The sequence below is a fragment of the Nocardia sp. NPDC058114 genome, from assembly GCF_042884695.1.
GTDB lineage: Bacteria > Actinomycetota > Actinomycetes > Mycobacteriales > Mycobacteriaceae > Nocardia.
In genome coordinates, this window is sequence record NZ_JBHVTK010000003.1 from 196,134 (window position 1) to 214,332 (window position 18,199).

Annotated in this window: 19 protein-coding genes; 9 read left to right on the forward strand and 10 right to left on the reverse strand. The window is 67.0% G+C overall.

Annotated features, from left to right (window positions below; all coding sequences use genetic code 11):
* The first annotated feature begins 27 nt into the window (after positions 1 to 27).
* From ACFVVI_RS13445 to ACFVVI_RS13460, 4 genes are all read left to right on the forward strand, one after another.
* Positions 28 to 501: a MarR family winged helix-turn-helix transcriptional regulator gene (locus tag ACFVVI_RS13445; protein ID WP_378991156.1), complete on the forward strand. Its 474-nt coding sequence runs from the start codon at positions 28 to 30 to the stop codon at positions 499 to 501.
* An 80-nt stretch (positions 502 to 581) separates the two neighbouring features.
* Positions 582 to 1,985 carry a dihydrolipoyl dehydrogenase gene (gene lpdA / locus ACFVVI_RS13450; protein ID WP_378991155.1) on the forward strand — a complete coding sequence of 468 codons (1,404 nt, stop codon included), beginning with the start codon at positions 582 to 584 and terminating at the stop codon, positions 1,983 to 1,985.
* A 227-nt stretch (positions 1,986 to 2,212) separates the two neighbouring features.
* Positions 2,213 to 2,713 (forward strand): L,D-transpeptidase, encoded by a 501-nt coding sequence (locus ACFVVI_RS13455; protein WP_378991153.1) that lies wholly within the window; start codon positions 2,213 to 2,215, stop codon positions 2,711 to 2,713.
* A 76-nt stretch (positions 2,714 to 2,789) separates the two neighbouring features.
* Positions 2,790 to 3,485 carry a polysaccharide deacetylase family protein gene (locus tag ACFVVI_RS13460; protein WP_387445882.1) on the forward strand — a complete coding sequence of 232 codons (696 nt, stop codon included), beginning with the start codon at positions 2,790 to 2,792 and terminating at the stop codon, positions 3,483 to 3,485.
* On the opposite strand, the gene ACFVVI_RS13465 is transcribed toward ACFVVI_RS13460, so the two are convergent.
* Entirely contained in the window at positions 3,446 to 3,895 is a 450-nt protein-coding gene (locus ACFVVI_RS13465) for a winged helix-turn-helix transcriptional regulator (RefSeq protein WP_378991150.1), read from the reverse strand. The two genes, ACFVVI_RS13460 and ACFVVI_RS13465, sit on opposite strands and share 40 nt — an antisense overlap.
* 85 nt (positions 3,896 to 3,980) lie before the next feature.
* On the opposite strand from ACFVVI_RS13465, the gene ACFVVI_RS13470 reads away from it, so the two are divergent.
* Together ACFVVI_RS13470 and ACFVVI_RS13475 are read left to right on the forward strand one after the other, a co-directional pair.
* Positions 3,981 to 4,820, forward strand: coding sequence for an NmrA family NAD(P)-binding protein (locus ACFVVI_RS13470; protein ID WP_387445599.1), 840 nt, complete (start codon positions 3,981 to 3,983; stop codon positions 4,818 to 4,820).
* 174 nt (positions 4,821 to 4,994) lie between these two features.
* Positions 4,995 to 5,318: a hypothetical protein gene (locus ACFVVI_RS13475; RefSeq protein WP_387445883.1), complete on the forward strand. Its 324-nt coding sequence runs from the start codon at positions 4,995 to 4,997 to the stop codon at positions 5,316 to 5,318.
* Here ACFVVI_RS13475 and ACFVVI_RS13480 read toward each other — a convergent pair whose 3' ends face one another.
* The gene (locus tag ACFVVI_RS13480) at positions 5,319 to 5,696 is read right to left on the reverse strand and encodes a VOC family protein (RefSeq protein ID WP_378991148.1); all 378 of its coding nucleotides are present in this window, start codon (positions 5,694 to 5,696) and stop codon (positions 5,319 to 5,321) included.
* Between the two features lie 92 nt (positions 5,697 to 5,788).
* Positions 5,789 to 6,334: a carboxymuconolactone decarboxylase family protein gene (locus ACFVVI_RS13485; protein ID WP_387445601.1), complete on the reverse strand. Its 546-nt coding sequence runs from the start codon at positions 6,332 to 6,334 to the stop codon at positions 5,789 to 5,791.
* Positions 6,335 to 6,536: 202 nt separating this feature from the next.
* Here ACFVVI_RS13485 and ACFVVI_RS13490 point away from each other — a divergent pair, with 202 nt between their 5' ends.
* Positions 6,537 to 7,418 (forward strand): NERD domain-containing protein, encoded by an 882-nt coding sequence (locus ACFVVI_RS13490; RefSeq protein ID WP_378991145.1) that lies wholly within the window; start codon positions 6,537 to 6,539, stop codon positions 7,416 to 7,418.
* Here the strand turns inward: ACFVVI_RS13490 and ACFVVI_RS13495 are convergent, their stop codons facing one another.
* From ACFVVI_RS13495 to urtA, 6 genes are all read right to left on the reverse strand, one after another.
* A complete protein-coding gene (locus tag ACFVVI_RS13495) occupies positions 7,419 to 8,168 on the reverse strand; it encodes a GntR family transcriptional regulator (protein ID WP_378991144.1) in 750 nt (249 codons plus the stop codon).
* 14 nt (positions 8,169 to 8,182) lie between these two features.
* On the reverse strand, positions 8,183 to 8,875 hold the full coding sequence (urtE, locus tag ACFVVI_RS13500; protein ID WP_056814706.1) for an urea ABC transporter ATP-binding subunit UrtE: 693 nt from the start codon (positions 8,873 to 8,875) through the stop codon (positions 8,183 to 8,185).
* On the reverse strand, positions 8,868 to 9,671 hold the full coding sequence (urtD, locus tag ACFVVI_RS13505) for an urea ABC transporter ATP-binding protein UrtD (RefSeq protein ID WP_387445604.1): 804 nt from the start codon (positions 9,669 to 9,671) through the stop codon (positions 8,868 to 8,870). Before urtD ends, urtE begins: the two co-directional genes overlap by 8 nt.
* Positions 9,668 to 10,798, reverse strand: coding sequence for an urea ABC transporter permease subunit UrtC (urtC, locus tag ACFVVI_RS13510; protein WP_379317347.1), 1,131 nt, complete (start codon positions 10,796 to 10,798; stop codon positions 9,668 to 9,670). The genes urtD and urtC overlap by 4 nt, the downstream gene beginning before the upstream one ends.
* Positions 10,795 to 11,679 carry an urea ABC transporter permease subunit UrtB gene (urtB, locus tag ACFVVI_RS13515; protein ID WP_266293973.1) on the reverse strand — a complete coding sequence of 295 codons (885 nt, stop codon included), beginning with the start codon at positions 11,677 to 11,679 and terminating at the stop codon, positions 10,795 to 10,797. The genes urtC and urtB overlap by 4 nt, the downstream gene beginning before the upstream one ends.
* Positions 11,680 to 11,749: 70 nt before the next feature.
* Positions 11,750 to 13,000: an urea ABC transporter substrate-binding protein gene (gene urtA / locus ACFVVI_RS13520; protein ID WP_056814694.1), complete on the reverse strand. Its 1,251-nt coding sequence runs from the start codon at positions 12,998 to 13,000 to the stop codon at positions 11,750 to 11,752.
* Between the two features lie 341 nt (positions 13,001 to 13,341).
* Here urtA and ACFVVI_RS13525 point away from each other — a divergent pair, with 341 nt between their 5' ends.
* Positions 13,342 to 15,171 carry an acyl-CoA dehydrogenase gene (locus tag ACFVVI_RS13525; protein WP_387445607.1) on the forward strand — a complete coding sequence of 610 codons (1,830 nt, stop codon included), beginning with the start codon at positions 13,342 to 13,344 and terminating at the stop codon, positions 15,169 to 15,171.
* A gap of 4 nt (positions 15,172 to 15,175) precedes the next feature.
* Here ACFVVI_RS13525 and ramB read toward each other — a convergent pair whose 3' ends face one another.
* A complete protein-coding gene (gene ramB / locus ACFVVI_RS13530; protein WP_378991138.1) occupies positions 15,176 to 16,582 on the reverse strand; it encodes an acetate metabolism transcriptional regulator RamB in 1,407 nt (468 codons plus the stop codon).
* 94 nt (positions 16,583 to 16,676) lie between these two features.
* On the opposite strand from ramB, the gene ACFVVI_RS13535 reads away from it, so the two are divergent.
* The gene (locus ACFVVI_RS13535; protein WP_387445609.1) at positions 16,677 to 18,191 is read left to right on the forward strand and encodes an ATP-dependent DNA ligase; all 1,515 of its coding nucleotides are present in this window, start codon (positions 16,677 to 16,679) and stop codon (positions 18,189 to 18,191) included.
* The last annotated feature ends 8 nt before the right edge of the window (positions 18,192 to 18,199 follow it).

Sequence of the window (18,199 nt, forward strand, 5' to 3'; positions counted from 1 at the left end):
ACGCACGCAAGTGGTTAGGGTGAGGTGGTGCCGAACGAACAGTCGTCCCGTCGTCCCGCGGTAGCCGCGTGGGCCGCGCTGCTGCAGGTGCACGCCGCCCTCGTTCCCGAGCTCGACGCCGAACTGCGCAAAGCCGCCGGACTCCCGCTGACCTGGTACGACGTCCTGCTCGAACTGGACGCCGCCGGACCGATGCGGATGAGCGACCTGGGTGAGAAGGTCGTCCTCAGTCGCACCAGGGTGAGTCGCCTTGTCGCGGAACTGGAGTCGAACGGCCTCCTGCGCCGCGAGCACAACCCCGACGACGGCCGATCCGCGATCGTCGCGATTACCGAGCTCGGCAGGCAGCGGTTCCGCGAGGCCGCACCGCACTACCTCGACGGCATCGAACGCCGGCTCGGCGCCCACGCGGACCCCGGCGAACTCGAGGCCCTCGCCGCCACCTTGCGCAAAGTGCTCGGCGCTACCGATCTGGCCGCGCCGCGTCCGCGTCGACGGTGACCGGCGGCCGGTCGGGGCACATCTCACCTATGTGGGGGACGGGTGGGTGAACTCCTCGAAACAGAGTTAGGCTCGGTGACGTGACTTCCCACTACGATGTCGTCGTTCTCGGCGCTGGTCCCGGCGGATATGTCGCCGCGATCCGTGCCGCTCAACTCGGCCTGCGAACAGCGATTGTCGAGCAGAAATACTGGGGTGGCGTGTGCCTGAACGTGGGCTGCATCCCGTCCAAGGCACTGCTGCGCAACGCCGAGCTGGCCCATATCTTCCAGAAGGAAGCCAAGACCTTCGGCATCTCCGGTGAGGTCAGCTTCGACTTCGGTGCCGCCTTCGATCGCAGCCGCAAGGTGGCCGACGGCCGGGTCAAGGGCGTGCACTTCCTGATGAAGAAGAACAAGATCGACGAGTTCGACGGCCTCGGTACCTTCACCGGCCCGAACTCGATCGACGTGGCCCTCACCAAGGGCGGCGCCGAGACGCTCACGTTCGACAACGTCATCATCGCCACCGGCACCACCACCAAGCTGCTGCCGGGCACCCAGCTCTCCGAGAACGTGGTCACCTACGAGGAGCAGATCCTCACCCGTGATCTACCCGGCTCGATCCTGATCGTCGGGGCGGGCGCGATCGGCATGGAGTTCGCCTACGTCCTCAAGAACTACGGCGTCGACGTGCGGATCGTGGAGTTCCTCGACCGCGCGCTGCCCAACGAGGACGCCGACGTCTCCAAAGAGATCACCAAGCAGTACAAGAAGCTCGGCATCACCATCAGCACCGGTGCGGCCGTGCAGTCGATCGACGACGACGGCTCCAAGGTCACCGTCCAGATCAAGGACAACAAGTCCGGCGCGATCGAGACCGTCACGGTCGACAAGGTGCTGCAGGCCGTCGGCTTCGCGCCGCGGGTGGAGGGCTACGGCCTGGAGACCACCGGCGTCGCGCTCACCGACCGTGGCGCCATCGAGATCGACGACTACATGCGCACCAATGTGGGGCACATCTACGCGATCGGCGACGTCACCGCCAAGCTGCAGCTGGCCCACGTGGCGGAGGCGCAGGGCGTGGTCGCGGCCGAGACCATCGGCGGCGCCGAGACGATGACCCTGGGCGACTACCGGATGATGCCGCGCGCCACCTTCTGCCAGCCGCAGGTCGCCAGCTTCGGTCTCACCGAGCAGCAGGCCCGCGACGAGGGCTACGACGTGAAGGTCGCGAACTTCCCGTTCCAGGCCAACGGCAAGGCCCACGGCCTCGGCGACCCGACCGGCTTCGTGAAGCTGATCGCCGACAGCGCGCACGGCGAGCTCCTCGGCGGCCACCTGATCGGGCCCGACGTGTCCGAGCTGCTGCCGGAACTCACCCTCGCCCAGAAATGGGATCTCACCGTCAACGAGGTGGCCCGCAATGTGCACACCCACCCGACGCTGAGCGAAGCGGTGCAGGAAGCGATCCACGGCCTCGCGGGGCACATGATCAACTTCTGAGATAACAGCTGAAACGGCCGGGTGCGCGATCGCGTGCCCGGCCTTTTGGTTTCTATTCGGTCTTTTTCCGGGCGTTGATTTGGTGAATCGGGGTCTTTACCACGATGATCGACAACACCTCCAGGTATCTGTTCCACGCTCGTGTTCGACATGTTTGCGTTCCATGAGATGGTCCCCTCACCCGGGTTGACTCGCGGTGGCGGGCACGGTTGAGAGGTTACGACTCGATGAGCAAGCGCATTCTCGGTTGGACAGCACGATTCGCGGCGGTCGTCGCGGTCGCTGTGGCCGGACTCGGCACGGTGACACCGGCCGTCGCTGAACCTCTTTTCCCCGGTGGCCCGGACGTTCCCGGTGTTCCCGCCATCGTTCCCACCGCATCGCCGTGCCCGGTCGTCGAAGCCAGGGCATGCATGCGGTTGTCGACGAACGAGGCGTGGCTGGTCGACAACGGCCGGGTGATCTTCGGACCCACGCCGATCTCGCACGGCATGGCCGGGTTCGAAACGCCGCCCGCGGTGACCAAGATTTCCTTCAAGCGGGAATTCCACTGGAGCACGATGCACAATGCGCCGATGCGCTGGGCCACGTTCTTCAACGGCGACATGGCATTCCACGTGGGTCCGGTCGATTCGAAATCACACGGTTGTGTGCGCATGACCGAAGACGGCGCCCACCGTTTCTTCGACTACCTGAACCCCGGCGACATCACCCAGGTCATCGCGTAGGTACCCGGACAACTCACCGGGCTTATCCGGCCCGGTGAGTTACCGTCGGTCCATGCGTCGGTCCATGCGTCGGTCCATGCGTCGGTGGTTGGTGGGCGGGGCTGTCGGCATCGTCGTGGTTTCGGCGGTGCTGGCAGGTCTGTATGTGTTGGCGAATTCGCGGACCTATCAGGTGGCGGGGCGGCTGGTCGATCGGGTGGAGACCGACGAGAAGGTCGTCGCGTTGACCTTCGACGACGGACCCACCGCGCGGACGCCGGACGTGTTGCGGACGTTGGGGGAATTACAGGTTCCCGCGACCTTCTACCTGGTCGGCGCGGACCTGGCCGCGCATCCCGAATACGGTGCGGCGATCGTGGGCGCGGGTCACGAGATCGGGAATCACTCCTATTCGCACCGGCGCATGGTGCTGGTTTCCGGCGACACCGTGCGCGAGGAGATCGAGCGGACCGACGCCGAGATCCGTCGTGCCGGGTATCCGGGGCCGATCAGCTTCCGCCCGCCGTACGGCAAGAAACTGTGGACGCTGCCGCACTACCTCGCCGACCACGATCGCACCTCGGTGACCTGGGATGTGGAGCCCGATTCCGCGGGGGGCGCGTCGCGGGAGGCCATCGTGGGCGACACCCTCGCCGAGACGCGACCGGGATCGATCATCCTGCTGCATGTCATGTACGGGCCCGAATCTCTTGCCGCGGTGCCGGAGATCGTGCACGGATTGCGCGCGCAGGGCTACCGATTCGTCACGGTCTCGGAGCTGCTCGCGCGCTGAGCCGATCCTTGGTCGATGCCGTCTGCGCGGTGGTAGGTGTCCTGCGCCGCGCGGACGGTGTCCATGTTCGATTCCACGACGACGATCAGCGACTTCAGCTGGTTCGCGACCGCCGTGCCCAGTTCCGTGAGCCTGTATTCGACGCGGGGTGGGATCGCTTCGAGCACCTCGCGATGGACCATGCCGTCGCGTTCCAGCGCCTGCAGGGTTTGCGAGAGCATGCGCTCGCTCACGCCGTCGACCCGGCGGCGCAGGGCGCTGAACCGGACCGGACCGTCGAGCAGCGCGACCAGGGCGAGCACCCCCCACCGTCCGGTGATGTTCTGCAGGACGGGGCGGGAATGGCAATTGCGCGCGAAGACGTCGGCTTCCAGCGTGGGGTCGTGGTCCTCGTGGGTCGTCTCGGGCATGCCTCCATCGTACCCACTTGACGCAAGTGCCCACTGAAGGCATAGTGCTTACTAATAGTTAGTACTTGTACCGATGGAGGCAGCAATGACCGTGGCAGTGACAGCAGCAGGCGGAAAGCTCGGCCGGTTGGTCGTGGAGGCTCTGCTCGCCGCAGGGGAGCGACCGGTCGCGATCGTGCGCGATCCGAGCAAGGTGGCCGACCTCGCCGCGCGCGGCGCGCAAGTGCGACAGGCGTCCTACGACGATCCGGCGGCTCTCGACGCCGCCCTGGCCGGTGTGGATCGGGTGCTGCTGATCTCGGGCAACGAGTTCGGCAAGCGAGTAGCCCAGCACACCACTGTGCTTCGCGCCGCCGAGCGCGCCGGGGTCGAACTGCTGGCCTACACCAGCATTCCGCGCGCCGACCGCAATCCGATGCTGCTGGCCGCCGAGCATCGCGGCACCGAAGAGGTGCTGGCGAGCGCCACCGTGCCGACGGTGCTGCTGCGCAACAGCTGGTACTGGGAGAACTACGCCGGAGCCGTCGCGAACGCGGCCCAGTCCGGTGTCCTGCACGGCGCGATGGCCCAGGGTCGTGTCTCCGGCGCCGCACGCGCCGACTACGCCGAGGCGGCCGCGCGCGTGCTGACCGGCGAGGGCCACGAGGGCCGCGTCTATGAACTGGGCGGTGACGAGGCGCTGACCGGCGCCGACCTGGCGGCCGCGGCCACCGAGGCGAAGGGCTCCCCGGTTCGTTACGCGGACCTCGCCAAGGACGACTACGCGGCAGCCCTGCGCGCGGCGGGTCTCGAGGAGCAGTACGCCGCCGTCCTCGCGGACGCTGACGCCGGCATCGGCGAGGGTCTGCTGGAGGTGACCACCGGCGATCTGACCAAGCTCCTCGGCCGCCCGGCTACCTCGGCGTCCACGGTCTTCGCGCAGTAGTCGCCGCCCCGATGACGGCAGCACAGGGGTAGCTCACCGGGCGCGGGCTCACCCGGTGGGCGACCACCGCCCTGGTTCGGCCGGAGTACCCGGCGAAGCGGTACCGTCGGGGTTGTGGCTGATCAAAATCCCCGTCGACGTTCGCACTCCTGGCTGAGTGGATTGCTGTTCGTCATGGGCATCCTGCACTTCGTAGCGCCCAAGCCGTTCGACAAGATCGTGCCGCCGCAGCTGCCCGGCAACCCGCGGACCTATACGTACGGGTCCGGGGTTGCCGAGCTGGGTGTGGCGACCGCGCTTGCGGTGCCGCGCACCCGGCGGCTCGGCGGGTGGCTGGCCGCGGCGCTGTTCATCGGCGTCTTCCCGGCCAATATCCAGATGACGGTGGATGTGGTCGGTAATCCGAAGGCGCCCAAGGCTTTCAAGGCAGGCGTGCTGGCGCGGCTGCCGTTGCAGATCCCGATGATCGTGGCCGCGCTGCGCGTCGCTCGCCGCTGATCACACCCATTGCACGAGCTGGATGACGATCCCGTTGGGGTCGGTCATCTGGAAGTACCGCTCGCCCCACTCCTCGGTTTCGATGGGCGTCTCGATCGGGACGCCCTCGGCCCGCAGGCGGTCGTATTCGCGGTCGATGTCGTCGACGACGAACACGACGAGCAGTCCCTCGCCCGCGCTGCCGGCGATACGGGCGGGCTTGAACGAGCCGAGGCCGGTGCGCAGGTAGATCACGTCCATGCCCGCATCGGCCCGCGTCACATTGACGAACCCGTCGGCGGCCATCTTCTCGGTGAAGCCGAGGTGCTCGATCAGGAACTGGGCAGAGGTCTGGGGGTCGGCGACATTGAGCGAGAGAGCGGAAGCGCTGATCTGCATGGGGTCTCCTCGGTAGCGGTGAACTCCGTACGTTGTACGCCTTTACTGTGGGAGACTCCGCGCCGTCTCGCTATATGACCTGGGTCACACGGTCAGAACGTGTCACGCTCGATCCGCAAGGTCGTGATGGTCGACGCCAGACCCTCGTACTGATTGACCAGCAGCACGATCTCGATCAGCGTCCGCTCGTCGTAGTGCTCGGCCAGCGCGTTCCACGCCGCGTCGTCCACGTTCCGGGTGTTCACCAGCTGATCGGCGACATTCAGCAGCGCCCGCTGCCGCGGAGTCCAGCCCTGGGCCTCGGGACCTGCGGCAACCCGCTCGATCTCGACTGGCGACAGCCCCGCCTTGCGGCCCAATCGACGATGATGGTCGGCCTCGTAGTCGCATTCGCGCAGCTGAGCGACGCGCAGGATCACCAGCTCGGCCTCGGCGCGCGCCAACCTGCCACCCGGCATGAGCTTGCCGGAGAAATGCAGCCAGCCGCGAAAGAGCCCGCCGGTGCGCCCGAGGGTGCTGAACAGATGCGCGTCCTCGGTGCCCGACGCGCGGGAAAGTACTTGCCAGACAACCCAGTTGATCGGCCCGAGTTCACCGAACCGTCCCGGCGAAACGCGTGGTAGGGGCGCTGAATCCATCTCTGATCCACCTGTCTTCTCGAACATCGTCGGCCAGGATCGGAGCGTACTCGCCGGTATCCGCTCGAGGGGCCACTCCTGTATTCGTGCCGGTTTTCTTTGGTTTCCAGTGGTTTTCGGAACAGTTGCGCGTCATGATCGGTGGGTACCGCAGCGCGCAGCGGCGGTGTGAGGTCGCAGCACTGGTAGGGGAACATCGCACATGCTGGTTCGGATCAGACCGGGTGCCGAGCTCACCGGCGCCGAGCGTGAGCTCGTGGACTGCCTGCGCGCCTATCCGAGTACGGGGCTCGCACTGGTCGACTGCCGGGTGGGTGACCGGCGGCTCGGCGCGGTGATCGTGACGCCGCGCGGGATCACGGTGCTCGAAGTGAAGGGTTTCCGGCGACGGCAGAGCGGGCTGCTCACCGCCGCCGCCGACGGCACCTGGATGATCAGCGACAGTGCGCTGGATTTAGAAGCCGACACGTCGAACGGTCTCACCGACCGGGTCGAACACGGGGTGCACGCGGTGCGGGTCGCGCTGGAGCAGGCGTTGCAGGACAGCAGACACGTCTCCGGCGCGGTGGTGCTCGTGCCATATCGGGGCGTGGTGGTGCGGCCGGCGCGCACCGCGCTGCGGCCGGGTCTGGACGTACTGGTCGCGAACAGCGTCGATGCGCACGAGCTGCGGGTGTACCTGGAAGGGTTCTCGGCGGGGCCGCGCGAATGGACAGTCGAGCGCGTGCTCACCACCTGTACGGCGCTCGGTGTGGTCGAGGCGCCATCGCGTGCCGAACTGGTCGAGGAGGGCTTCGACACCCATCGACCCGCGCCGACTCCGGTGGCGCGGCAGGTGCGCGCATTCAGCGAGCCCGCCCCGCCGCCGGATCCGTCGCGGCGGGGAAAGCTCGTCGGCATCGGACTGTTCGCCGCCGCGGTGCTCGGCATCTTCGTGGTCTTCGTGGTCGTCGGCGTGGCGCTGATCCAGGATTCGCCGCATCCGCGCCCGATGTCGGATACCTCGCAGACCTCGACTACCCGTGCGCCCACGTCGGCGACTCCGCGCAAGACCGAGTGCTGGCCGTTCCAGACGGACTGCTGATCAATCCCGCACGGCGCGACCGAGTTTGGTGAACGCGATCGCCTGCTCGGCGCGCACCCGGACGTGCGCGCGGGAGGAATCGATGTGGGCGGTGAGGGTGTGCAGGGCCTGTTCGCCGTCCCCGGCGAGCACCTGCTCGGCGATGGTGATGTGATCGGCTGTCATGGCCGCCACCCGCTCGGCGGTCGGCACATCCATCGTGCGCACCGGGCGAACCCGCAGGTAGACGGCGGCCAACGCCTCGGCGAGGGCGGAATTGCCCGCCGCTCTGAGCAGCTCGGTGTGGAACCGCTCGTCGGCGGCGACCAGGTCGGGCCCGGGTTCCGGTGGGGTGTCGCGGTATTCGAGCCAGCGGGCCAGCTCGGCGCGCACGGTGGGTAGGTCGTGCTCGGCCGGGATGTGCACCTGGACGGAACCACCCGCGGCGATGCGCTGAAAACCACGGGATTCCAGCACGATTCGCAGTTCGTAGAGCTCGTCGAGTTCGTTCAGGCGTGGCCGGTACAGGTAGAGACCGTCGGGATGTCGCTGCACGAGCCCGTCGGCCTGGAGCCGGGCCAGCGCCTCGCGCACCGGGGTGCGCGAGACGCCGTAGCGCTGGGCCAGCCGTTCGGCGCGCAGCCGTTCGGTCGGCGCCAGTTCCCCGGTGGCGAGGTCGTGGCGGAGTTCGTCGTAGACGCGCGCGGCCAGCGGCACCCGCCGCCCGCCGCCGGCGGGACGCGCGTCCTCGCCCGATCCCCTCCCGGCCATGTGCGCCGCTGCGATCAGATCGCCATCGCCGCGCGGACCGCGGATTCCGCACCTGCCCCGCCTGCCCCGGTCGAGCCGAGATGCCCCGAGTGCAGCACGTAGTACTGTTGCGCGGCTTGCAGTGCGAAGCCGATGTGCTGCTCCACCAGCAGCACGCTCAAACCGCCGCGCTGCGTCAATTCGATGATGGTGCGCTCGATTTCGGCGACCACCGACGGCTGGATGCCCTCGGTGGGTTCGTCGAGGATGAGCAGCTTCGGCTCGGTGATCAGTGCCCGGGCGATGGCCAGCTGCTGACGCTGCCCGCCCGAGAGCAGGCCCGCCTTGCGGGTGAGCAGGTCCTTCAGCGCGGGGAACAGATCGAGGGATTCGTCGATCAGCGCCTTGCCGCGTTTGCGCCCGTCCGCGACCACCTGCAGGTTCTCGGCGGTGGTCAGCTGCCCGAAGCTCTGCTGGCCCTGCGGCACATAACCGATGCCGCGCTTGACCCGTTGGGAGGGCGAGAGTTTCGTGATCTTCTCGCCGTCGAAGGTGATGGTGCCCGATTTGGTGGGCAGCAACCCCACCGCCGCGCGCAGCAGCGTGGTCTTGCCCGCGCCGTTGTGGCCCATGATCGCGACGACGCTGTCGTCGGGCACGGTCATGCTGACACCGTGGATGACCTCGGTGCGCCCGTATCCGGAACGGATGTCGTGTAGCTCAAGCATCGGCCGACTCCTTGTCTGTCGCAACCAGAGTCGCGGTGCCCAGATAGACCTCTTGCACCTTCGGATCGGCCTGTACCTGTTCGACGCTGCCCTCGCTGAGGACCTTGCCGCCCGCGAGCACGGTGACCGAGGTCGCGAAGGACCGCATGAAGTCCATGTCGTGCTCGACGACGATCACCACGCGATCACTGCCGATGCGGCGCAACAGGTTTCCGGTCTCCTCGCGCTCCTCGGCGCTCATGCCCGCGACCGGCTCGTCGAGCAGCAGCACCGACGCGTTCTGCACCAGCAGCATGCCGATCTCGAGCCACTGCTTCTGTCCGTGCGCGAGCACCCCGGCGGGCTTGTCCCGCAGTGCGGTGAGACCCGTTGTCTCCAATGCCTGTTCGATGCTCGGCAGCACCGACTTGCGCATGCGCAGCAGCGACAGGGCCGAACGCCCCGCGCCCGCCGCGATATCCAGGTTCTGCAACACGGTGAGTTGCTCGAACACACTGGCCGTCTGGAAGGTGCGTCCGATGCCGAGGCGCGCGATCTGGTGCACCTTCTTGCCGAGGAGTTCGGTGCCCGACTTCTGCGCCGAGCCGGTCGCCGGGACGAGGCCGGTGATGGCATCGATCAGCGTGGTCTTGCCCGCGCCGTTCGGTCCGATCAGGAACCGCAGGTCGCCTTGCAACACCGTGAGGTCGACATCGGTGACGGCTTTGAAGCCGTCGAAACTGACAGTGAGACCGCGGATTTCGAGGTAGTCGCTGTCCATGCCCGCGTTGCCGCCGGCTTTGGGTTCGAGTGTCATCGCGCTTGCACCTTCTCCTCGGTGACGACGGCGGCGGGTTCTTCCGGTGCGGGTGGCAGCTTCTTACGGCTGTCGAGCCAGCCCTTGAACATCGGCCACAGCCCGGCCAGACCGGCGGGGATGAACCCGACGACCACGATGAACAGGATGCCCTGCATGTAGGTCCAGCCCGACGGGAACGACTCCGACAGCGAGGTCTGCGCCCAGGCGACGCCGATCGCACCGAGGATCGGTCCGAGCAGGGTGGTGCGGCCACCGATGGCGACACCGATCAGGAAGGCGATCGACGGGATGACGCCGATGTCGGCGGGCGAGATGATGCCGACGATCGGAGTGAACAGCGCACCGGCGATACCGGCGAGGAACGCCGCCACCACATAGGCGACGATCTTGATATTGGCCGGGTCGTAGCCGAGGAAACGCACGCGCTCCTCGGCATCGCGCACCGCCACCAGCAGTTCGCCGTAGCGGCTGCGGTTGAGCTGGCGGATCAGCGCCACCACCACCAGCAGCGTGCCCGACGCGATGAAGAACAGCATCTGCCGGTTGGCCGGGTCCGACAGCCGGAACCCGAAGAAGGAGCGGAAGTCCGACAGTCCGGTGAAGCCGCCGATGGCCTGCTGACCGGTGAGCAGGATCGCCAGCGCCGCGGCCAGTGCCTGGCTCAGGATGGCGAAGTAGGCGCCGCGCACCCGGCGCTTGAACACGCCGTACCCGAGCACCGCCGCGACCAGCGCGGGCAGCACCAGGATGCCGAGAATCGCCACCGGCGCGGAACTGAACGGCTGCCAGAATCCCGGCAGTTCGCTGATGCCGGAGATCTCCATGAACTCGGGAACGTCGTTGCCCAGGCGCGCGGCGTCGGCGAGTTGCATGTGCATGGCCATGATGTAGGCGCCGATGCCGAAGAACACGCCCTGGCCGAGGGTGAGCATTCCGCCACGGCCCCAAGCCAATCCGATGCCGGCCGCCACGATGGCGAAGCAGAGGAACTTGGCCAGAAGGTTCAGGCGGAAATCGCTCAGAACCGCAGGGGCGACGGCGAACAGCAGGATCGCCGCGACGCCGAAGCCGAGTAGTGGTGTGAGCCGCGGGTATTCGCGGAGACGTTCGGTGAGTGCGGTCATGCCAGGCTCCTCGTCCGCACGGTGAACAGGCCCTGCGGGCGGACCTGCAGGAAGATGACGATCAGCACGAACACGATCACCTTCGCGATGGACGCGGTGGTGGAGTATTCGATGAACGAGTTGAGCAGCCCGAGCGCGAACGCCGCGATCACCGTGCCCTTGATCTGGCCGAGGCCGCCGATCACGACCACCAGGAACGCGTCGATCAGATAGCTCTGGCCGATGGTGGGGCTCGTCGAACCGATCAGGGTGAGCGCCACACCGGCGACGCCGGCCAGTCCGGAACCGATGAAGAACGTGCTGATATCGGTGAATCTGCTGGAGATGCCGCTGGTTTCGGCCAGTCCACGGTTCTGCACGACGGCGCGAATCCGTCGACCCATCGGGGTGGTCTTGAGCACGGCGGCCAGGGTGGTCACCGCGACGATCGCCAGCACCAGGATGAAGATGCGGGTCTTCGGCACGACCGCGCCCGCGATAGTGATGCCGCCACTGAGCCATTCGGGCACCAGCACGTTCTTGGCGGGGGCGCCGAAGATGTCACGCGCGGCCTGCTGGAGCACGAGTCCGACACCGAAGGTGACGAGCAGGGTGTCCAGCGGTCGGTCGTACATGTAGCGGATCAGGCCCATCTCCAGGGCGGCACCGAGCAGGCCGCCGATGAGGAAGCCCATCAGCAGGGACACGACCAGCGACACTCCGGCCGACGAGAAGACTTGCTGCACTACATAAGTGGTGTAGCAACCGGCCATGATGAATTCGCCGTGCGCCATATTGATGACGCCCATCTGACCGAACGTCAGGGAAAGGCCGAGCGCGGCGAGCAGAAGAATGGATCCCAGACTCAGCCCGGTGAAGAGCTGACTGATCAGCACGTCCATTGCAGTGGACTCCTTGGAGATGGGGCGATGTGGGACGCGCGCACTGCGCGTCCCACATCTGTCGGGCTGTTTACTTGAGGCCCTTGGCCCATTCGTAGGACTTCAGGTACGGGTCCGGGGTGATGGCCTTGCCGGAATCCCAGACGGTGTAGATCAGGCCGTCGGGGCGGATCTCGCCGATCCGGGCGGTCTTGGTGATGTGGTGGTTGGAGCCGTCGATGGTGACGGTGCCCTCGGGGGCGTCGAAGCTCACGCCGTCGGCCGCGGCCTGAATGTCGGCCACGGCGAACGACTTCGCCTTCTCGACGGTGTTCTTCCACAGGTACACCGAGGCGTAGGCGGCTTCCATCGGGTCCGAGGTGGGCTTGTCGGCGCCGAAGGCCGCCTTGTAGTCGGCGACAAACTTCTTGTTCGCCGGGGAGTCGACGGTCTGGTAGTAGTTCCAGGCGGTGAGCTGGCCCGCGATGTTCTGCGCGCCGATGCCCGCGACCTCTTCCTCGGCGATCGATACCGAAACCACCGGCATCTCAGCGGCTTTCAGGCCCGCGTTGGTGTACTCGCGGAAGAAGGCGACGTTGGAGTCGCCGTTGAGGGTGTTGAACACCGCGCCCGCCTTGGCGGCGCGCACCTTGTTGACGATGGTGGAGAAGTCGGTGGAGCCCAGCGGGGTGTAGTCCTCGCCCTTGATCTCGATGCCGTTGGCCGCGGCGTAGGCCTTGATCTCGCGGTTGGCGGTCTGCGGGAAGACGTAGTCGGAGCCGACCAGGTAGAGGGACTTGATGCCCTTCTGCTTCAGGTAGTCCAGCGCGGGAATGATCTGCTGGTTGGTGGTGGCGCCGGTGTAGAAGATGTTCTTGGAATCTTCCAGACCCTCGTACTGCACGGGGTAGTAGAGCAGCGAGTTCAGGCTCTCGAACTTGGGCTTCATGGCCTTGCGGCTCGACGAGGTCCAGCCGCCGAACACCGAAGCGACACAGTCGGAGCTGATCAGCTTCTCCGCCTTCTCGGCGAAGGTCTTGGGGTCCGAGGCGCCGTCTTCGAGGACGATCTCGATCTTCTTGCCGAGGACGCCGCCCGCCGCGTTGATCTGGTCGATCGCCAGCTTGGTCGAATTGGCCACGGTGACTTCGGAAATGGCCATCGTGCCCGACAGCGAGTGCAGCGAGCCCACCTTGATGGTGTCCTTGCTGGTGTCGACGCAGGAGGCTGCGGTCGAGCCGGTCGACGCGTCGTCGCGCGCACCACAGCCGGTGAGCAGCAGGCCGGCGACGGCCACCGCGGCAGGCACGACAAGTGCCTTGACCAAACGGGATTCAGACATGGGGCGGTTCTCCTCATCAGGTGTAACGGCGGCGCCACACGCGCCACAACGAATACCGCCGCTGTCTGCCCCGGAGACTGGATGTACACCGAGTTGTATACAGAAGCTGTATTCGTGATTCGAGACAGTAGATGGAACTTGTTGCACCCGAATGTCTCTCGGTCACGTGCCCGTTTCGTCTGTTTCGTCCGTGTGAATTGTTCGTCCGCGACAGCTGGAGAAGGGTCGCCTTGCCTACGGTTGCGTAGGGGCGCGCAGGTGCGGCACGCTTCGATTTGTACAACGTCGAGCCGTCGAGCCACACGGCAATCGGCCGTGTGCGGTCAGTCGAGGAGGGCCCAATGGGGCACTACAAGGCGAACGTGCGTGACATCGAGTTCAATCTGTTCGAGGTCCTGAACCTGGACAAGGTTCTGGACACCGGCGCCTACGGCGACCTGGACTCCGATACGGTGCGCCAGCTCCTCGACGAGGTGAAACACCTGGCCGAGGGGCCGATCGCGGACTCGTTCGCCGAGGCCGACCGGCACCCGGTGGTCTTCCACCCCGATACCCACGACATCGCCGTGCCCGATCCGCTGCGCAGGACGGTGGACGTGGTGCACGAAGCGGGCTGGTACCGCCTGGCCATGCCGGCGGGTATGGACGGCACCGCCGCCCCGAACGCGCTGATGTGGGCGATCAACGAGCTCATCATCTGCGCCAATCCGGCGGCCAGCTTCTTCAACATGGGCCCGATGATGGGCTCGGTGCTCTACGAGATCGGCAACGACGAACAGAAGCGCTGGGCACAGGGCGGGTTCGAGCGCGGGTGGCAGGCGACCATGGTGCTCACCGAGCCGGATGCCGGATCCGATGTCGGCGCCGGTCGCACCAGGGCCGTGCCGCAGCCCGACGGGTCATGGCACATCGACGGGGTGAAACGGTTCATTTCCGGCGGTGACGTGGGGGATACGGCCGAGAACATCTTCCACCTGGTGCTCGCCCGGCCGGAGGGTGCAGGCCCCGGCACCAAGGGGCTTTCGCTGTTCTACGTGCCGAAGTTCCTCTTCGATCCGCAGACGCTGGAACCGGGCGACCGCAACGGTGTGTACGTGACCGGGGTCGAGCACAAGATGGGGATCAAGTCCTCGCCGACCTGCGAGGTGACCTTCGGCGGCACCGCGGTGCCCGCCAAGGGCTGGCTGGTCGGCGATGTGCACAACGGCATCGCCCAGATGTTCAAGGTGATCGAGAACGCGCGGATGACGGTCGGTGTGAAGTCGTCCGGGACGTTGTCGACCGGGTATCTGAACGCGCTCGAGTACGCCAAGACGCGGGTGCAGGGCGCGGATCTGACGCAGGTCGCCGACAAGGCGGCGCCGCGCGTCACCATCACCCATCACCCCGATGTGCGCCGGTCGCTGGCCATGCAGAAGGCCTACGCGGAGGGGTTGCGAGCGGTGTATCTGTATACCGCCGCGCATCAGAATGCGGATGTGGCGCAGCTGGTGTCCGGTGCCGATCCGGAGACCGCGCACCGCGTGAACGATCTGCTGCTGCCGATCGTCAAGGGCGTGGGATCCGAGCGCGCGTACCAGCTGCTCGCCGAGTCGCTGCAGACTTTCGGCGGCTCCGGCTATCTGCAGGACTATCCGATCGAGCAGTACATCCGTGACGCCAAGATCGACTCGCTCTACGAGGGCACCACGGCGATCCAGGCCCAGGACTTCTTCTTCCGCAAGATCATTCGCGATCGCGGGGTCGCCCTGGCCCACGTGAACGCGCAGATCGGCGGCTACCTGGACAATGACACCGGCCGTTTCGCCACCGAGCGCGCCCTGCTGCGCACCGCCCAGGCCGACGTCGGCGCGATGGCCGCCACCCTCACCGGCTACGCCATGGCGGGCCGGAGCGAGCCCACCGAGCTCTACAAGGTGGGCCTCGGCTCGGTTCGCTTCCTGATGGCGGTCGGCGATCTCCTCATCGCCTGGCGTCTGCTGGTCCAGGCCGACATCGCCGCCGCCGCCCTGGCCTCCGACGCCGCACCGCGGGACCGCCCCTACTACCAGGGCAAAGTCGCCGCGGCGAGCTTCTTCGCCAAGAATGTCCTCCCCGAACTCACCGCTACCAAGAACATCCTCGCCGCCATCGACAACGACATCATGGCGGTCCCGGAGGAAGCCTTCTGAGCAGCTATTTGATGAGGTAGGGCGAGACCGAGCTGCGGTGTTCGCTGATGTCGAGGGCCTTGCCCAGCGGCGGGAAGGCGCGCTGGGGGCAGTTGGAGCGCACGCACACTCGGCAGCCCGCGCCGATGGGGGTGGCGTTGGCTTCGCCCAGGTCGATGCCGTCGGCGTAGACGACGCGGCCCGCGTGGCGCAGCTCGCAGCCGAGGCCGATCGCGAAGGTCTTGCCGGGCTGGCCGTAGCGGGTGGCGCGGCGTTCCACGGTGCGCGCGATCCAGAGGTATTTGCGGCCGTCGGGCATCTGGGCGATCTGGGTCATGATCTTGCCGGGGTAGGCGAAGGTCTCGTAGACGTTCCAGAGCGGGCAGGTACCGCCGCTGGCCGAGAAGTGGAAACCCGTGGCGGACTGGCGCTTCGACATATTGCCCGCGCGGTCGACGCGGACGAAGGAGAACGGGACGCCGCGCAGGGTCGGCCGTTGCAGGGTCGACAGGCGGTGGCAGATGGTTTCGAAACTCTGCGAGAAATGCGCCGACAGGCGTTCGATGTCGTAGCGGAAATTCTCGGCTACTTCGTGAAAGTGTGTGTAGGGCAAGACCATCGCGGCCGCGAAGTAGTTCGCCAGGCCGAGCATCGCGAGTTTGTGCGAGGCATCGGAGGCGAAATTGCCCTCGTCGACCAGTTTTTCGAGGAGCGGGCCGCATTCCAGATAGGCGAGTTCGGCGGCGAGTTTGAAGGTGCGCTGTCCACCGGACAGGTGTGGGGAGATCTCGAGCTGTTTGGTCTCGGGGTCGAAATGGTGCAGCACGCCCTCGCCGAGGTCGATGCGCTCGCTGATCCGCACGCCGTGCGCACGCAGCAGGCGCACGATCTCGGTGCTCACCTCGCCACCGTGGAACCGGATGCGCGCGGTGAGATCCTCTGCGGCGGTATCCAATTCGTGGATGTAGTTCTGGCGCTGATAGAAGTAGTCGCGCACTTCCTCGTGCGGCTTGCTGATCGCGGCGCTGCCGGAACCGTCGGCGAACCGATCCTCGGTGGCGGCGGCCAGCTGCGCGCTGGTGTTGCGGTAGCGGTTGTGCAGGGCCACCAGGGCGCGCGCCATCGACGGATGGGCGGAGACCATGTCGGCGATCTGCTGGGTGTCGGCCTCGATGCCGAGCTCGGCGTCCATCACCACTTCGGACAGCTCGGCGATGAGCCGGGTGTCGTCCTGGGCGGAGAAGAAGGTGGGGTCGACGCCGAAGACCTCGTTGATGCGCGTGAGCACCGGCACGGTGAGCGGTCGCACGTCGTGTTCGATCTGGTTCAGATAGCTGGCCGAGATCTCCAGTTTCTGCGCGAGCGAGACCTGGCTCAGCCCACGTTCGGTCCGCAGCTGGCGCAGCCGCGCTCCGACATAGGTCTTGGCCATATGTCCAGTTTAGGGGCGGTTTCGCAGGCTTGCCAATGGATTCTTAACAACGGGGCTCGAGCTCTGTGTCACACCCTCGCGATACTGTCGTTGGGTGCTGTTCAGCGATGTCGTCACGGCCTCCGCGGCCGTGCGGGCGACCCGGTCGCGCAAGGCGAAAACCGCCGCGCTGGCCGAGCTCTTCGGCGCCGCGGACCCGTCCGAGATCGGGACCGTGGTGACATGGTTGTCCGGCGAGCTGGTGCAGGGCCGGATCGGGGCCGGGTGGCGCACGGTGGCCGGGCTCGAGACCCCGCCGAGCGGCGACGCGAGCCTCACCGTCGGCGCGGTGGACGACATCTTCTCCCAGCTCACCGGCCTGAACGGCAAGGGCTCGACCAACCGGCGCCGCGAATTGCTGACCGCGCTCTTCACCGCCGCGACCGAGGAGGAACAGTCCTTCCTGGTCCGCCTGCTCACCGGCGAACTCCGGCAGGGCGCGCTCACCGCGATCGTGGTCGAGGCGCTCGCACAGTCCACCGGCATCCCCGTCGACGTGGTGCGCCGAGCCCATATGCTCTCGGGCCGGCTGCCCGTCACCGCGATCGCCGCGCTCGCCGGGGGCGAGCAAGCCCTGGCCGCGTTCCGCCTCGAAGTAGGACGCCCGGTAGCGCCGATGCTCGCCGCACCCGGCGGTTCGCTGGACGAGGCCCTCGCCGAGCTGGGCTCCGGCATCAGTGTCGAACACAAGCTCGACGGCGCCCGCATCCAGGTGCACCGCGACGGCGACCAGGTCTGGGTCTTCACCAGAACCCTGCGCGACATCACCGCGGGCGTCCCCGAACTCGTCGAGCTGGTCAAGACCCTCGACTGCGCCACCGTGGTCCTGGACGGCGAAACCCTCGCCCTGACCGACGCGGGCCGCCCGCGCCCGTTCCAGGAGACGATGAGCAGGTTCGCGACCATCGGCGATCCACGCCGGTTGCACCCCTATTTCTTCGACTGCCTGCACCTGGACGGCATCGATCTGATCGACGAACCACTGCGCATCCGGCGCACCGCGCTGGAGCGGGTCGCGGGCGATCACAGCATTCCCGCGCTCATCGCGCCGACCCCAGAGGCCGCCGCCGACTACTACGACGACGCACTGGCGGTCGGTAACGAGGGCGTGATGGTCAAGGCGCTGGATGCCCCGTACGCCGCGGGCAGGCGCGGCAAAGCCTGGCAGAAGATCAAACCCGCGCACACCCTCGACCTACTGGTGATCGGCGCCGAATGGGGTTACGGCCGCCGCACCGGGTTCCTGTCCAACCTGCATCTGGCGGCCCGCGATCCGGAGACCGGTGAGCCGGTGATGGTCGGCAAGACGTTCAAGGGCCTCACCGACGAACTGCTGCGCTGGCAGACCGAGGAATTCCCGCGCCACGAAACCCACCGCGACGGTCAGGCCGTGTACCTGCGTTCCGAACTCGTCGTCGAGATCGCGCTGGACGGCGTCCAGACCAGTACCCGATATCCGGGCGGAGTCGCGCTGCGCTTCGCCAGGGTGGTGCGGTACCGGCCGGACAAGGAACCGGCGGAGGCCGACACCATCGAGGCGGTGCGCGCGCTCGGCGTGGCCGCCGGCTGAGCTCAGCC

Bases quoted from the DNA above. Each gene is read 5' to 3' on its own strand.
- ACFVVI_RS13475 (WP_387445883.1), top strand. From the start codon at position 4,995: ATGGGCATCCTGCACTTCGTAGCGCCCAAGCCGTTCGACAAGATCGTG.
- ACFVVI_RS13465 (WP_378991150.1), bottom strand. From the start codon at position 3,895: ATGCCCGAGACGACCCACGAGGACCACGACCCCACGCTGGAAGCCGAC.
- urtE (WP_056814706.1), bottom strand. From the start codon at position 8,875: ATGCTTGAGCTACACGACATCCGTTCCGGATACGGGCGCACCGAGGTC.
- ACFVVI_RS13460 (WP_387445882.1), top strand. From the start codon at position 2,790: ATGCGTCGGTGGTTGGTGGGCGGGGCTGTCGGCATCGTCGTGGTTTCG.
- ACFVVI_RS13480 (WP_378991148.1), bottom strand. From the start codon at position 5,696: ATGCAGATCAGCGCTTCCGCTCTCTCGCTCAATGTCGCCGACCCCCAG.
- urtB (WP_266293973.1), bottom strand. From the start codon at position 11,679: ATGGACGTGCTGATCAGTCAGCTCTTCACCGGGCTGAGTCTGGGATCC.
- urtD (WP_387445604.1), bottom strand. From the start codon at position 9,671: ATGACACTCGAACCCAAAGCCGGCGGCAACGCGGGCATGGACAGCGAC.
- ramB (WP_378991138.1), bottom strand. From the start codon at position 16,582: ATGGCCAAGACCTATGTCGGAGCGCGGCTGCGCCAGCTGCGGACCGAA.
- ACFVVI_RS13490 (WP_378991145.1), top strand. From the start codon at position 6,537: ATGCTGGTTCGGATCAGACCGGGTGCCGAGCTCACCGGCGCCGAGCGT.
- ACFVVI_RS13470 (WP_387445599.1), top strand. From the start codon at position 3,981: ATGACCGTGGCAGTGACAGCAGCAGGCGGAAAGCTCGGCCGGTTGGTC.
- urtA (WP_056814694.1), bottom strand. From the start codon at position 13,000: ATGTCTGAATCCCGTTTGGTCAAGGCACTTGTCGTGCCTGCCGCGGTG.
- ACFVVI_RS13495 (WP_378991144.1), bottom strand. From the start codon at position 8,168: ATGGCCGGGAGGGGATCGGGCGAGGACGCGCGTCCCGCCGGCGGCGGG.
- ACFVVI_RS13485 (WP_387445601.1), bottom strand. From the start codon at position 6,334: ATGGATTCAGCGCCCCTACCACGCGTTTCGCCGGGACGGTTCGGTGAA.
- ACFVVI_RS13525 (WP_387445607.1), top strand. From the start codon at position 13,342: ATGGGGCACTACAAGGCGAACGTGCGTGACATCGAGTTCAATCTGTTC.
- urtC (WP_379317347.1), bottom strand. From the start codon at position 10,798: ATGACCGCACTCACCGAACGTCTCCGCGAATACCCGCGGCTCACACCA.
- ACFVVI_RS13455 (WP_378991153.1), top strand. From the start codon at position 2,213: ATGAGCAAGCGCATTCTCGGTTGGACAGCACGATTCGCGGCGGTCGTC.